22 protein-coding genes are annotated in these 13103 nt (G+C 71.7%); 13 read left to right on the top strand and 9 right to left on the bottom strand.

The genetic code is table 11. The features are described 5' to 3' along the window. Window position 1: 1 nt before the first annotated feature. The 11 genes from ABTY20_RS22955 (at window position 2) to ABTY20_RS22905 (ending at window position 5565) form a co-directional block, all read left to right on the top strand. Window positions 2–382: a hypothetical protein gene (locus tag ABTY20_RS22955; RefSeq protein WP_351998892.1), complete on the top strand. Its 381-nt coding sequence runs from the start codon at window positions 2–4 to the stop codon at window positions 380–382. 244 nt (window positions 383–626) lie between these two features. Then, window positions 627–1148, top strand: coding sequence for a hypothetical protein (locus ABTY20_RS22950; RefSeq protein WP_351998891.1), 522 nt, complete (start codon window positions 627–629; stop codon window positions 1146–1148). Between the two features lie 11 nt (window positions 1149–1159). After that, a complete protein-coding gene (locus tag ABTY20_RS22945; RefSeq protein ID WP_351998890.1) occupies window positions 1160–1696 on the top strand; it encodes a hypothetical protein in 537 nt (178 codons plus the stop codon). A gap of 9 nt (window positions 1697–1705) precedes the next feature. Further along, window positions 1706–2185: a hypothetical protein gene (locus tag ABTY20_RS22940; protein WP_351998889.1), complete on the top strand. Its 480-nt coding sequence runs from the start codon at window positions 1706–1708 to the stop codon at window positions 2183–2185. Next, entirely contained in the window at window positions 2182–2511 is a 330-nt protein-coding gene (locus tag ABTY20_RS22935) for a hypothetical protein (protein ID WP_351998888.1), read from the top strand. The genes ABTY20_RS22940 and ABTY20_RS22935 overlap by 4 nt, the downstream gene beginning before the upstream one ends. Beyond that, window positions 2504–2704 (top strand): DUF7620 family protein, encoded by a 201-nt coding sequence (locus tag ABTY20_RS22930; RefSeq protein ID WP_351998887.1) that lies wholly within the window; start codon window positions 2504–2506, stop codon window positions 2702–2704. The genes ABTY20_RS22935 and ABTY20_RS22930 overlap by 8 nt, the downstream gene beginning before the upstream one ends. Beyond that, window positions 2701–3021 carry a putative phage holin gene (locus ABTY20_RS22925; protein ID WP_351998886.1) on the top strand — a complete coding sequence of 107 codons (321 nt, stop codon included), beginning with the start codon at window positions 2701–2703 and terminating at the stop codon, window positions 3019–3021. Before ABTY20_RS22930 ends, ABTY20_RS22925 begins: the two co-directional genes overlap by 4 nt. Further along, window positions 3002–3310: a hypothetical protein gene (locus tag ABTY20_RS22920; RefSeq protein ID WP_351998885.1), complete on the top strand. Its 309-nt coding sequence runs from the start codon at window positions 3002–3004 to the stop codon at window positions 3308–3310. The genes ABTY20_RS22925 and ABTY20_RS22920 overlap by 20 nt, the downstream gene beginning before the upstream one ends. Window positions 3311–3321: 11 nt before the next feature. Further along, the gene (locus tag ABTY20_RS22915; protein WP_351998884.1) at window positions 3322–4224 is read left to right on the top strand and encodes a peptidoglycan recognition protein family protein; all 903 of its coding nucleotides are present in this window, start codon (window positions 3322–3324) and stop codon (window positions 4222–4224) included. Window positions 4225–4227: 3 nt separating this feature from the next. Further along, entirely contained in the window at window positions 4228–4443 is a 216-nt protein-coding gene (locus ABTY20_RS22910; protein ID WP_351998883.1) for a hypothetical protein, read from the top strand. A 33-nt stretch (window positions 4444–4476) separates the two neighbouring features. Beyond that, the gene (locus ABTY20_RS22905) at window positions 4477–5565 is read left to right on the top strand and encodes a glycosyltransferase family protein (protein WP_351998882.1); all 1089 of its coding nucleotides are present in this window, start codon (window positions 4477–4479) and stop codon (window positions 5563–5565) included. Window positions 5566–5687: 122 nt separating this feature from the next. On the opposite strand, the gene ABTY20_RS22900 is transcribed toward ABTY20_RS22905, so the two are convergent. The 9 genes from ABTY20_RS22900 to ABTY20_RS22860 all read right to left on the bottom strand — a co-directional run bounded on the left by ABTY20_RS22900 (window position 5688) and on the right by ABTY20_RS22860 (window position 11203). Continuing rightward, window positions 5688–6095, bottom strand: coding sequence for a WhiB family transcriptional regulator (locus ABTY20_RS22900; protein WP_351998881.1), 408 nt, complete (start codon window positions 6093–6095; stop codon window positions 5688–5690). A 489-nt stretch (window positions 6096–6584) separates the two neighbouring features. Next, complete coding sequence (locus ABTY20_RS22895; RefSeq protein WP_351998880.1) at window positions 6585–7592, bottom strand: DUF3560 domain-containing protein; 1008 nt, start codon at window positions 7590–7592, stop codon at window positions 6585–6587. 151 nt (window positions 7593–7743) lie between these two features. After that, window positions 7744–8166 (bottom strand): hypothetical protein, encoded by a 423-nt coding sequence (locus tag ABTY20_RS22890; RefSeq protein ID WP_351998879.1) that lies wholly within the window; start codon window positions 8164–8166, stop codon window positions 7744–7746. Between the two features lie 38 nt (window positions 8167–8204). Further along, complete coding sequence (locus tag ABTY20_RS22885) at window positions 8205–8381, bottom strand: hypothetical protein (RefSeq protein WP_351998878.1); 177 nt, start codon at window positions 8379–8381, stop codon at window positions 8205–8207. A 114-nt stretch (window positions 8382–8495) separates the two neighbouring features. Further along, the gene (locus ABTY20_RS22880) at window positions 8496–9695 is read right to left on the bottom strand and encodes a DNA polymerase III subunit beta (protein ID WP_351998877.1); all 1200 of its coding nucleotides are present in this window, start codon (window positions 9693–9695) and stop codon (window positions 8496–8498) included. 18 nt (window positions 9696–9713) lie between these two features. Further along, window positions 9714–10175: a hypothetical protein gene (locus ABTY20_RS22875; RefSeq protein ID WP_351998876.1), complete on the bottom strand. Its 462-nt coding sequence runs from the start codon at window positions 10173–10175 to the stop codon at window positions 9714–9716. A gap of 109 nt (window positions 10176–10284) precedes the next feature. Next, window positions 10285–10560, bottom strand: coding sequence for a hypothetical protein (locus ABTY20_RS22870; RefSeq protein WP_351998875.1), 276 nt, complete (start codon window positions 10558–10560; stop codon window positions 10285–10287). A gap of 41 nt (window positions 10561–10601) precedes the next feature. Then, window positions 10602–10793 (bottom strand): hypothetical protein, encoded by a 192-nt coding sequence (locus ABTY20_RS22865; protein ID WP_351998874.1) that lies wholly within the window; start codon window positions 10791–10793, stop codon window positions 10602–10604. Window positions 10794–10921: 128 nt separating this feature from the next. Further along, complete coding sequence (locus ABTY20_RS22860; RefSeq protein ID WP_351998873.1) at window positions 10922–11203, bottom strand: hypothetical protein; 282 nt, start codon at window positions 11201–11203, stop codon at window positions 10922–10924. Between the two features lie 164 nt (window positions 11204–11367). Here ABTY20_RS22860 and ABTY20_RS22855 point away from each other — a divergent pair, with 164 nt between their 5' ends. Both ABTY20_RS22855 and ABTY20_RS22850 read left to right on the top strand, forming a co-directional pair. Next, complete coding sequence (locus tag ABTY20_RS22855) at window positions 11368–12033, top strand: ParA family protein (RefSeq protein WP_351998872.1); 666 nt, start codon at window positions 11368–11370, stop codon at window positions 12031–12033. Then, the gene (locus ABTY20_RS22850; protein ID WP_351998871.1) at window positions 12030–12860 is read left to right on the top strand and encodes a hypothetical protein; all 831 of its coding nucleotides are present in this window, start codon (window positions 12030–12032) and stop codon (window positions 12858–12860) included. Before ABTY20_RS22855 ends, ABTY20_RS22850 begins: the two co-directional genes overlap by 4 nt. Window positions 12861–13103 lie beyond the last annotated feature (243 nt).

Below are 13103 nucleotides of genomic sequence, written 5' to 3'. Positions count from 1 at the left end.
GATGGATGTGCCTGTGGAGCGGACGCCGGTGGCGCGTGCGTACGTCTACGGCGGGGAGTGGGTGGCGGACTGCCCGCGTGCCGGGGCGGAGCCGGGACGGGCGGGCTGCGGCAACGTCGAGTTCCTGTACCGCCCGTCCCGGCTGCGGGGCCCGAGGGATGTGGAGGTGGACTTCTTCCTGTGCTCGTACTGCGGGATGCAGGCGCCGGTCTCGTGGCCGGACGACCGGCACGCGCTGCTGGCGGTGCTGGCGCGGCGGCCGGTGCCGAACACGCGCAACTGGTACCCGTCCGACCACCCGGTGGCGTTGCGTTTCGGCCTGCCGCACGGCCAGAGCGTGGCGGATCTGGTGGAGGAGAACGAGGCACACGGTGTGCGCTGAAGATCCGGTTCCGTTCCGGGAACACCGCGCGGAAACGTTAGGCACAATAAGGGTTAAGCCTGAAAGTCCGCAGATGAGAGCCCCGTGCATGAGGTTGTACCGCCTGTACCGTCTCTCACCTATAACCGTGAAATTTGACCCTCCTATACGTAATGGGGAGCACACGGTACAGCCGGTACAGGAACGAATCCGTTTCGATAAGCCCGTCCGGGAGGTGGCCTGAACGATGGCCTGGAGCGCACCCATGACCGCCGTGGCCGGTGCCACGTTCACGGCGTCGCAGTTCAACCAGTTCGTCCGCGACAACCTGCTGGAGTGCCCGACCGCCAAGGCGACATCCGACGCGCAGTTCTTCGTCTCCACCGGGCCCAACGCCGTCGCCGCCCGCCAGCTCGCCCAGGACTCCATCCCCACCAGTCAGAACACGACGTCCACGACCTTCACCGACCTGGCCACCGTCGGGCCCCGGGTGACCGTCCCCACCGGCAGCCGCGCCCTGGTGATGTTCTCCGCCGACCTCAACAACACGGTGAGCAACGGCGCCTCCACCGTGTCCGTGGCCGTCTCGGGCGCCTCCAGCATCGCCGCGTCCTCCGCCTGGCGTCTGGTCCGCGACGGCGCGGCGGCCGGCAACGTGTGGCGCATGGGCACGTCCCACCTGTTCGACACCCTGACCCCCGGCATCAACACGTTCACGATGAAATACCTCGTCGGCTCCGGGTCCGGCTCGTTCGGCACCCGCGAACTCATCGTCCTCCCCTTCTGAGGTGGTGACCCATGGCCTGGACCGCCCCCATGACCGCCGTGGCCGGCTCCGTCTTCACGGCGGCGCAGTTCAACACCTTCATCCGCGACAACCTCGCCGAAGTCGCACCCGCCAAGGCCACGACACCCGGCGGGTACTTCACGACCACCGCCACGAACCAGATCGTCGAGCGCACCGCGAAGATCGGTGTGGACCTGTCCACCGGCACCACCACGTCCACGTCTTTCACCGACCTGGACACCGGCCCCGGCCCGTCGGTCACCGTGGAGACCAGCAACTGCGCGCTCGTGCTGTTCTCCGCGTCGTTGCAGAACTCCAGCGCGTCCTCGGCGCGCGTCGGGTTCGACATCAGCGGCGCCACGACCATGGCCGCGTCCGACAACCGGGGCCTGGCCACTTTCGGTGTCGCGTCCAACGGCATCCTCGCCGGGAACGCCGTCTTCCACACCGACCTGACCGCCGGCACCAACACCTTCACGATGAAATACCGGGTCGCCGGCGGCACCGGCACCTTCCTGTCCAGACGCCTGCACGTCATGCCGTTCTAGGAGGCGACCATGCCCGCCGGGTACATCACCGCCCGTGTCTACCGTGACCACGACACCCGCACCTGGTACGCCGTGGCCGGACGTGAGGGCGTGCGTCCGCGTCCGCTGACGGCCACCGGACGCGCGGGGGCGCAGAGCGAGGCGGAGACGCTGCTTGCCGCCGAAGGCCTGCGCCCCGTCTCGCCCTGGAAGGGGCCGGGGGACGACGAGGCGGGCGCCCGCGCGGTGTTCGCCCAGGCCGGGTCCGGCGACGCCGCCAAGGGCGTGCTGGAGACGTTCTGGGGCGCGCACCGCGAACTGCTGGCCGGGCTCGGCGTGAACCTCCAGACCCTCACCCCGGCCCAACGGGCCACCCTGCTCAGCCACGACGCGATGCTGGCCGGTCTCGCCCGGGTGCTGGTGGACCGGGGCGTGCTGACCGACGACGACCTCACGGCCGCGAGCGGAGCCGCTCGGTCCGCCGACCTCACCGGATTTCCGGGGCTGTGACCGCCGTGGACGGATTCGCCACTTTCCTCACCCCGACCCTCGGCGCCGGCGGCATCGTCGTGATGGTGGTCCTCATGGTCATACGCGGGGCGCTGGTACCCCGGTCCACCGTGGACCTGGTGGTGCAGGACAAGGACCGGCAGATCGAGGTGTGGCGCACCCTGGCCGAGGGGCGGCAGGAGATGATCGGGCTCCAGCAGGCACAGCTCGACCTGCTCATGGGTACCGCCGTGACCACCGAGCGCGTACTGGACGCCGTCTCCGAGGCGGCCCGCGCCAACCGCGAGGGGAGCGGCCGTGCGCTGGCCCAGACGCCCGATGAGTGAACACGCCGACCAGCAGGCCGCCGAGGACGTTCGCGCCGCCGAGGAGGCGCTGCGCGTCCTGCGCCACGACCTCGCCCGCGCCCGGGAGCGCACGGCGGCGATTTCGGAGATTTCGCGTACCCTGCGGCGGCTGGGTGAGCGCAACCACTTCGCCCCGCTGATCAAGGACGCGCTTGGGGGCAAGTTCCGATGACGACGACAGGGGAGACGGTGAACCTGTGGGGCAGTGCCATCGCCCTGGCCGGGTGCCTGGCGTTCGTCGCCGTCTACACCCTGCTGGCGCGCTGGTGGCGCGACCCGGTCGGCCGGCTGCTCGTCATCAAGGCGCTGGCCATCGCGGCGTTCATGGCCATCTCCATCTGCGTCACCGCCCTGCGCGGCGACATCGAGGCGCTGCGCATCGTGCGCGGCGTCCTCGCCACCTTGTTCGGAGCGCTGATGTTCTACCAGGCATGGCTCGTCGGCCGTACACAGATCAAGGGAGCGCGCCGTGACACAACCGGCACCTGACACGCCCTGCCCGGAGCTTCCCTCCGTCGGGCGGATCGTCCACTACGTCAGCCACGGCACGCCGGTCCGCGAGGACGGCAGCCAGGCGTACACCGCGAAGTGTCGCGCGGCCGTCATCACCGAGGCCGGTGGGTACCCGTCGAACATCCCCGAGCACGCCCGGCACAACGTCGCGGTGCCGGTCGGCCTGGCCGTGCTCAACCCCACGGGCCTGTTCTTCGACCGGGGTGTCATGCAGTCGGAGATCGGCCGCGAGGGCGGCACCTGGCACTTCCCGGAGCGTGTGTGATGGCGACCCCGATGACACCTGACACCTGGATACGCGTCCTCAAGGCCGAGGGTGTGAAGGTCTCCGAGTACCCGGGCTGGCGCACCCGGTCCCGTGACAGCGCGACCGGTCTTGCCTTCGGGCCGGTGCGGATGATCCTCAACCACCACACCGCCGGCCGGAACTCCCGGGACATCGTCGCCAAGAACGGCGTCCCGGGCCTGCCCGCTCCGCTCGCGCACGTCCACCTCGCCAAGAACGGCACGGCGACCATGTGCTCCGCCGGCCGCGCCAACCACGCCGGCCCGATGGCCGTCAACGCCTACCGGGCGTTCCGCGACGAGCTGTCGGCGCACCCGGCGCCGGCGCGCAGCTCGGGCACCATCGACGGCAACGACGTGAGCTACGGCGTGGAGACGGAGAACCTGGGTGACGGCGAGGACGTCTATCCGCGCGAGCAGTACGACGCCTGGGTGCGCATCTGCGCGGCCGTCTGCCGTCACCACGGTTGGTCGATGGACTCCGTCGGCTGCCACAAGGAGACGTCCGTCGAGGGCAAGGTGGACCCGCGCGGCCCGGTCGAGGGCTACGGCTCGCGCGGACGGTTCAGCTTCACGCCCGAGCAGTTCCGCCGCGACGTGAACGAACGGCTCAAGCACCCCGCGTCCTGGAGCCCCGGGACGCCGGCCCGGACACCCCGCACGGAGGACGACATGGCACTGAGCGACGCCGACATAGCCAAGGTGGCCGACGCGGTCGTGGACCGGCTGCTGTCGGCCGACCGGTTCGACGCGCCCGAGGACGCCGCCGACTACAGCGACGACCCCAAGTCCCGGGCCCACTACTGGTCGGGCCGCACCGTGTTCCGCGACCTCGTCACCCGGGTGCGCCGGATCGACGGGGCGCTGGCCAAGCTGGCCGCGAAGGAGTCCTGAGCCATGTCGCAGGAGGCGCGGGCGCGCGAGATCATCGACGAGGCGGTACGCCGGGCCACGGAGCCGCTGAGCGAGCGCCTGGAGGCGCTGGAGGCCCGTCTGCGGGCCGTGGAGGACGGCGGCGGCCAGGCGTCCGCCACGGAGCAGAAGCGGCCGTCTGCGGGCCGTACAGCGCGGGCGAAGGGTTCGGCGGGCGAACCGGCCGGGGCCGGGCAGTAGCACGACCGGGGACCAGGGATCGGAGACCGAGGAATGCGTGTCGTCGTCTACCCGGCCGACACCGGCGGGTGCGGGTACTTCCGGCTCATCTGGCCGGCGGAGCTGCTGGCCGCCGCCGGGCACGACGTGGAGATCCGCCCGCCCGAGGACCGGGGGCTGAAGCTGCGCATCGGCGCGGATGACCGCGTCGAGGACGTGCTGGACGTGGGCGGCGTGGACGTCCTGGTCTTCCAGCGCCTCACCCATGAGTGGATGGCGGCGGCGGTGCCGCTGCTGCGCGCCAAGGGCATCGCCGTCGTGGTGGACGTGGACGACGACCTCACCACCGTCCACCCGCGCAATCCGGCGTACGAGTCGATGCACCCCCGCTTCGCCGGCCGCGTCGACCCGCGCACCCGGCAGGTCCGCCGGCACTCCTGGCAGCACCTGGCCGACGCCTGCCGCGCGGCGACGCTGGTCACCGTGTCCACCCCGGCGCTGCTGGACCGGTACGCCCGGCACGGGCGCGGCCACGTCATCCACAACCACCTGCCGGACAGCTACTTCGGCGCGGCGCACGAGGACTCCGGGGTCGTCGGCTGGCCGGCCTCGCTCGCCTCGCACCCCGACGACCCGGCCGTGCTCGGCGGCGCCGTCGCGCGCCTTGTCTCCGAGGGCGCGGCGTTCCGCGTCGTCGGCGACCCGACCGGCACGGGCGCGGCGTTCGGACTGACGGCGGACCCGCCGGGGCGCACCGGCGTGGACGTGCACGGCTGGCCGGCCGCCGTCGCGCGGGACGTCGGCATCGGCATCGCCCCGCTGGCCGACACCGCGTTCAACCGGGCCAAGTCGTGGCTCAAGCCGTTGGAGCTGAGCGCGCTCGGCGTCCCGTGGGTGGCCTCACCCCGGGCGGAGTACGCCCGGCTGCACGAGCGGGGCGCCGGCGTCCTCGCCGACACGCCGCGCCGTTGGTACCGGGAGCTGCGGCGTCTGGTGGACAACCCGGCGCTGCGCGCCGAGCGGGCCGAGGCGGGCCGGGCGGTCGCCGAGGGCCTGCGGTTGTCGGCGAACGCATGGCGGTGGGCGGAGGCGTGGGAGCGGGCGCACGAGGTGCAGAAGACGTCCCGGATGTGCGCCGCGTGAAAAGGAATCTTGTCTGAAAGGCAAATTCGCCTCAATAAGGCCGGGCGGCCACTCACTGAGTGAACCGCCCGGCCACTACGTTGTTCCTACTGACGGCCTCCCCGCTGGCACCGGGGAGGCCGTCAGACCGCCGGGCGCAGCGTGGTGCGCGTCCGGGGCTGTGCGGCGGCCTCCGTCAGCCAGGACATGCCGCAGGCCAGGCAGAGGGCGTCGTGGCTGTCCTCCATGTCGACCACCCTCCTCGATTCGCAGGACGGGCACTTGGCCCGGTTCTTCTTCGCTTTCAGGCGCCGGCGCTCAGCCGTGTCGGTTCCACCCCAGTACCCCCGTTGACCATACGTCAGGGCGTAGCGCAGGCAGACCGCACGGACGGGGCACAGGTCGCAGAAAGTCCGGGCGCGTGCCAGGCCCTCGGGGTCCTCCTTGTCGGGGACGAACGTCTCCAGCGGCTGCCCGTTGCACAGGGCCTCGTCCTGCCAGCGCACCTCCGAGGCGGCATATCCGCTCACGGACACATCAGGTATCACCATCTGACTCCTCGGACGCAGTGACACTTTCAGACTGAACTATTGCTGTGCGCACCCATGTTTGGAACAGCGCACACGCAGATAAATGCGACCCTCACCCTAAGTGAGAGACGCGTCTCCGATTGTGAGTCCTCGCAGATCAGGGGTGCCGGCCTTCACGGAGCGTCCACGATACGGACGCCTCGCACGTCAACTGACTTATTGTCAGCAGGAGTTGGGGCGGTGCGCGACAGCCCCGCCCGGGTGTCCGGAACGGGGCTGTCAACAGACGGTCACCCACCGATGGGTTCTGGCCAAAGGATCAAACGGGGCGGTCGCCCCGTTCCTGCGCCCGCAGCTCGGGCGACGACAGCAGTGCGGAGTTCCGGCAGCGCGGCGCCGTGCAGGAGTACCACGTGCCACACCACCGCTGTTCCGGGGTGTACCCAGGGCGCAGCGTCATGGGGTCGTGCTCGCGGCACGACGGCCGCAGGGCGGGGAGATTGGCAGTCGTCACGGCTTCCTCGTTTCCTTGTTCGTGTCCTCGCCGCGCTCGCGGGCGGCCATCTCCTCGGCGCTCATACGCCCGGTGACCCCGTCGTCGTACCGGGCCGTCCACGTCCACTCGCTCAGCCGGCCGCCGTCGCCCTTGCGCACCACGTCCCGGCCGACACCGATGTGGATGTGCGGGATGGTCAGCGACTTCGGGTTGACCCGCAGCACCTCGTACCAGGTCCCCCGGTACCGCACGAAGTCCCCGCGCCGGAAGTCGGCCCGGGACCACACCTTGAACCCCTCGGCCTTCGCCCGCTCGACCACCACCCGCCAGTGATCGAGCTGGTCGTCCAGTTCGGCGAGCTGCCGCGTCAGCTCGGCCGCGTAGTCGGTTCCCGGCGTGCACCGGGACAGCGACCGCTCCACTCGGCGCCGGTCCGCCTCCAGCTTCTCGATGCGCCGCAGCGTCCGGGCCGGGTCGTTGCGGCGTTCGCTGTACGCCGCCGCCGACTCCGCCCGCCCGGCCAGCCGTTCCGAGCGCGCGCCCTCGTCGATGAACTTGTGCATCCCGGAATCCATGCGCGACAGCGCCCGGCGGTGCGCGCCCTCGGAGTGGTGGCCGACGAGGACCGGCTGGCCCGGCGGGATGTGCTCGGCGATCTCATGCGCCCGGCGGTACCCGGCCTCGGACGCGGCCTGCGCCCGCCCGGCCGCGCCGGCCAGCCGGTCCGCCCGGTCTTCGGCGCGCTGCTCGCGCTCCGCCTCCGCCTCGGCGAACGGCCGCGCGGTGTCCTCGTCGATGACGACGTCCACGCTCCAGCCGGCCGCCTCCAGGGCCGCCTGGGCGCCGTTGATGCGCCACATCTGCGCGGCCCGGTCCCGGCTGCGGGTGATGCCGAGGCATCCCAGCGACGGGAACCAGCGGAAGCCGTGTGGCCGGACGAGTTCAAGGACGCCGTCGCCCTTGGACGAGCCTTCCAGCAGGGTGCCGTCGGCGCGGGTGTGGGTGATCGTGATGGTGCCCATGAGGGCCTCCCCTGTTCCTTGGTCCGATAGTGCGGGCGCCCCGCCCTGGGGGTGGCGGACGGGGCGCCGGGTCGCGGCCCGGTGGGGGACGGACCGGCGACGCAACGGCACGGAGTGTGCCGGTGAGTGCGCGTATCGCCGAACGGCCGGTTCAGGCCGCCGGTCGGCGCGCCCAGTCCTCGGCGGCGGTGCGGCGCAGCCATGCGGCAGCCGACTGACGGCCCTCGGGCGGGAGCATCGCAGTCGTCCCGTACACCTTGCCGCGCGGGCCGATCGTCACCCGGGCGGAGCCGAACGGCAAGACGCACTCCAGCCGGGCCCCGGTGCGCGCGTCCCAGACGGCGGCCGACTCGTCCCCGTGGACGATGAGGGCGCCTGGCCGGGCCCCGAGCGCGGCCGGCTGCGCCTCGCCGGCGAACCATGCCGCGAGCGGGAGCAGCCAGTCGGCGGACAGCAGCACGGTGGTGTGTTCGCCGGCGAACGGCCCCTCCACGGTCAGGGACGTCGAGCCGTCCGACAGGTCCAGCCGCAGCGCCGTGCCCCCGACCGTGCCCGGAACGATGAGCGTGTCCATGTTTCCTGCCTTCCTCGGTCGGCTGTGCGGCGGGGCCATTACGCCACGGAACGCGGACGGGGCCGAACGGCCAGGGCCTCGGCGGCGCGCCGGGCGGTGGCACCCCACAGCGGCTGGTCGGCCGGCGGGCGCAGGGCCTCGGCGACAGCTCGGGCGGCGGAGCCGTAGAGGGGCTCGTCGACCGGCTGCATGAGCAGTGTGCGCGGGTCCGTCATGGTTCCTTCTTCCTTGGTCGGTCGTGGCCGGTATGCCCGACCCGATGAATTGATTAAATCATACGGCCCCGGCAGGGACAACCCACGAGGCCCGTGTTGTTCAGCGAGACGAGGTCAGCGCTCGACCCGCATCGGCATGAGCATGTGCACGAAGCCGTCACCGGTGACGGCGTCCCCGTCGGTGAGCACGTACGGCTTGAGCGGGGTCCGCGCGTGGACGGTCACCGTCGGGCCGGCGAACGTCCCGAGCGCGTCCAGCAGGAACAGACCGTCCACAGCCATCGGGGCGCCCAGGTCCGCGCCGGCCAGCGTCTCGCCGTCCACGACGACGCCGCGCACGCGCGCCTGCGCCGTCTCATCCCGAAGGCCCGGCGAGACGGTCACACCGGCCGGGCCGAACTCCAGCAGCACGAGCGGTTCCTTGGGCAGCTTCGCCTTGGACACGGCGTGGGCCTTGCGGACCGCCCGCGCCAGCGCCTCGCGGTCCATCCGAACGGCCAGCGGCAGCGCATCCGACGGGATCAGGCCCCAGATGTCCGGGTACTTGCTCACGTCGGCCGTGCAGCGCACGGTGACCGTCACCGCGCCGACGGCGAGCGTCGCCCAGTCGCCGTCCACCCCGATGACGACGGGGCCGGTGTGCTTGCCCAGCAGCTTGGCCATCTTCTCCAGCAGCCACGCGGGCACGAGGGCGGCTGTCTCCGCCCGGCCGCCCTCCACCGCCTTCACCTCGCCCACGGTGACCCGGTAGCGGTCGGAGGCGGTCAGGCGCAGCACTCCGCCGGCGATGCGCAGGTGGACGTACGTCATCACGGGCAGCGTGTCGTCCCTGCCGGCGGCGGGCAGCACCCGGGCCACCTGGCCGAACCATTCCGCGCCGTCCACGGTCACCTGCGCAGGCACGTCCGGCGGGAACGCCGGGTAGTCCTCCAGCGGCAGCGTGCCCAGCGGCACCGCCAGGTCCGGTGTGGACAGCACCCCGTCGTCCACGGTGACCGGCGTACGGGCCGCGTCGGCCGTCTTCTCCCCGGCGACGGCGGCGGCCAGCACGTTCTTCAACTCCCCGAGGTCCAGCAGGCTGCGGCCGTCGGGTCCGGCCTCGCCGTCCACGCGGACGGTCACGGACGTTTCGTAGTCGAACCCGCGCAAGGTGAGCGCGCCGTCGGCCGTCTCGGCCATCACGCCGCCCAGCACCTTGACGAGGGGCCGGTCTGCGATGCCGAGCGCTACGGTCTTCAGCGCGTCGGACAGCGCGCGGTGCGTGGTGGTGAAGCGGGCCGGCACCTGCTCGGGCGCCTGCGTCTGCGTCGTCATGTCTTCCTCATTCCCTGGTCATTCGCCGGCCGTCAGGCCGATGACGTCGTTGAGCTTGCCGGGCTTCAACTCCCGGCCCGGCTTCGCGGTCGCCTTCACGGTGCCGAAACTCCAGAACGAGGCGCCGAACGGGTCCCGGCTCAGCACCTCGTCCCGCGCCCGGCCCACCTCGCCCCGCGCCTCGTCGTGCGTCGCGTACGGCCCCAACAGGAACCCGACCTTCGCCCTGTCCCGTACGGTCACGTAGAAACCCTCGGTACGTGCGTCCACGGTCGCCTGCTGTCCCACGCAATAGCTGTGGCCGCACGGCCCGTCCAGCGGCTTGGCATGGCCGTTCTCGCACACTTCGTGCGTCCCCGGGGTGTACCAGTGGGGCCCGTACCGACCACTACCCACACCGACCTCGTCCGCGTGGTCGATGGTCCCGCGCAGCCACTTCAGCGCGGCATCCTCGTCGCCTAGATGCGTGCCCTGCTCCATGCCGTTGATGACTGCGCGGGTGCGGCCGAAGTCCCGGCCCGGCCGGCGACGACCTTCAGCTTCCGGCCCTTGTACGTCTCGGTCTTCACGTTGGCTCTGTCCTCTCCGGTCAGTTCTGCGAGGCCATGCGCTGCTGGATCTCCAGGCCCGCGCGCGCGACCTCCAGCAGGGCCGCACCCTCGGGGCAGTCGGCCAGCTCGTCGCGCCGGCAGTCGGTGCAGCCGGTGACGTGGACCGCGTAGTCGTCGAATGCGCGGGAGTATGGCAGCGTCGCCACCGCCCGCTGCTCGGGCACCTTGAGTGCGGTCAGCCCCACGTACCCCTCCAGCTCCGCCGCGTCCCGCATGGCGTCCGGGGCCCACTTCGTCCATGTCGTCTGTCGCATGGCCGTTTCCTCGTTCCTTGGTCGGTGGTGCGTGTCGTCGGTCAGCTCTTGCGCCCGGACATCCGTCCGGCGGCGTAGCCCCCGGCCGTGGACACCGCCAGGAGAGCGGCGAGGCCCGTGGCCAGCCGGGCCCCGGTCAGCTCACCGTCCCCGGGGAGCACGATCGCGGCCAAGGCCAGGTGTCCGAGAAGCACCGGGGCCAGCACGCCCGTGAGGATCTGTCGGATGGTCATGGGTCCCCTCCCAGTCCGTGGTGCGGTGCGTGCTCCCGGCCGGTCGTGAGCCGGCGCCTCCGGGCCGTACGGTCCGGCGGACTTCGTTATCCCACGGGAGCGGGTCGGGACCTAACGGCCCCGGCCGGTCAGGCGACGATCTCGACGCCGCCCCAGTAGACGATGGTGCCGGTGCCCATCGAGTCGGTGCGGGCCTTGCGCCCCAGGCTCAGCGCGTCCTCGCCCCGGCCGTCCTCGGCGAGGTGCACGGCGAGGGCGACCATGAACGGGGTCACGTCGCTGCCGGCCAGAACAACGCCGGCGCCGGTCACGCCGTACCGCCCCGCGTACGACTCGCGGATGCTGTAGTCGTCCTCGTACAGGTCGATGTTCTCGGCGGCGACGGTGATGTCCTGGCGGGAGATCTGCATGGTCGGTTCCTTACTCCTCGGTTTGTCGGTCCGGTCGTCCGTCCCGATGACTTAATTAAATCATAGTTCCTCGTGCGGGACAATACCCGGGCCCTTCCGGCACGGCTGCGCCGGCGGTCGCTACGCTCGTCCCGGACCACCGACCGAGGAACCGGGAGACAGACATGGCGCGACTACCAGCAGGCGGCCGGCGCATCGGCGTCATCGGCAAAGGAGGCAGCGGAAAGTCCACCACCTGCGGCCATCTGCTCGCCCACTGGACGGCCGAAGGCACCCCCGCCGTCGGTATCGACGCCGACGACCCCGGCGAGCAGGAAGACGGCAGCCTCTATGCCTGGTCGGACATCGCCGATCTCGGCGGCCCCGTCTACCGTGCGCCGGCCGCGTCCCGTCTCGCCGACGAGGTCCGGCGTCTCACACCCGCACACGGCATCGGGCTCATCGATACCGGAGCGTGGGAGCGCAAGTCAGGGAACCGGCACTTCGCCGTCCTCGCAGCCTCGGACCTGGTCGTCCTCGCCGTACAGCCCACCCCGATAGAGCTGGAACGCGCCGGCTCGGTGCTCAAGGCCATGGAGCAGTTGGAGGCTGTCGGTGTGGCCGTCCCCCGCCTGCTGCTGCTCATGACGATGGTCAACCGCTCCGCATCCTCGGCCAAGGAGACCCGTGAGGATCTGACGGCGGCAGGCTTCACCGTCATGCGTACTGAGGTCCCACGCTCCGACGGCCGCGACGGGTACGCGCAGGCGTTCGGCCGTACGCCGCGCATAGACCCGGGGAGCCCCATGGCGATGCTTGCCGACGAGTTGCTGGACGAGGTGACCCGGTGAGCAGCACCGCACGCTCCCGTGTCGACCGTGCCGCGCTGCTCACCGGAGCCCGCTCCCGCGTCGCCGCCCCGGCCGTCAACCCGCTGTTGCCTGCCGCGTCCGAAGCTCCGGACCCGTTCGCCCCGAAGCCACTCGACCCGGCCGCCGTCACCGGCACGGCCGAGGAACGCCTGGCCGCGTTCGAGACCGCCATCGACGAGGCGAAGGAGACGGCCGCCACGTCGCTCAAGGCGGCCCGCGCCCGGTTCGTCGTGGAGGCCGGCACGGCGCTGCGCGCGATCCGCGACGAGGACGGCGGACTCTACAAGGTCACGCACGACACATTCGAGGAGTACATCGTCGGCCGGTGGGGCATGGACCGCACCCGCGCGTATCAGCTCATCGACGCCGCCCCGGCGATGCTCGTCATGTCGAAAATTTTCGACACGGCGCCGGTGGAGTCGCAGGCCCGCGTCATGGCCCCGGTCATCGAGGCCCACGGCGAGACGGCCGTGCGCGAAGTCGTCGCAGCCGTCAAACAGTCCGGGGAGAAGGTCACGGCGGCGGCGCTGCGGGCGGCGGCGGTGCGGATGCACTACATCCCTGAGCAGCCGGCCGCCGGCCCCGGCGCCGCGCGCACGGATGACGACCCGCCGGCCGAGCACACCCCGGAGCAGGCCCGCGCGCTCGTCCGGCTGGAGCAGGGGCTGGCCGCGCTGCGCGGCGCCCACCGTGCGCTGCGCGGGCGGGTCATCGCCGACGCCCTGGACGCCGACTCCGAACGCGGCAAGATCCTGGCGGCGCAGGTGCGCGACCTCGCCGGGAAGATCGACCGCCTGACGCGGTGAGCGGACACGACGAAGCCCCGGGCCGTAGAGGCTCCGGGGCTTCTCGCTGGGTCTGGTCAGAGTTCCTCGGATCGCCCCGTCCAGAAACTGAAGGGCGTCCCGGACAGGTAGCAGTGGAGCGGGGGGCACCCAGCGCCCCCCGGCGGGGCCCGGTGGCCAGCGCCGCCGCACCCGCCACACCCCCCGCCCCGGTGCCGACACCCCCAACCAACCCCCCCGCTACAACGCATAGGTCTTACAGCC

Source organism: Streptomyces sp. NPDC126497 (assembly GCF_040302425.1).
Taxonomy (GTDB): Bacteria; Actinomycetota; Actinomycetes; order Streptomycetales; family Streptomycetaceae; genus Streptomyces.
This window is presented reverse-complemented; position numbering and strand designations above follow the sequence as displayed.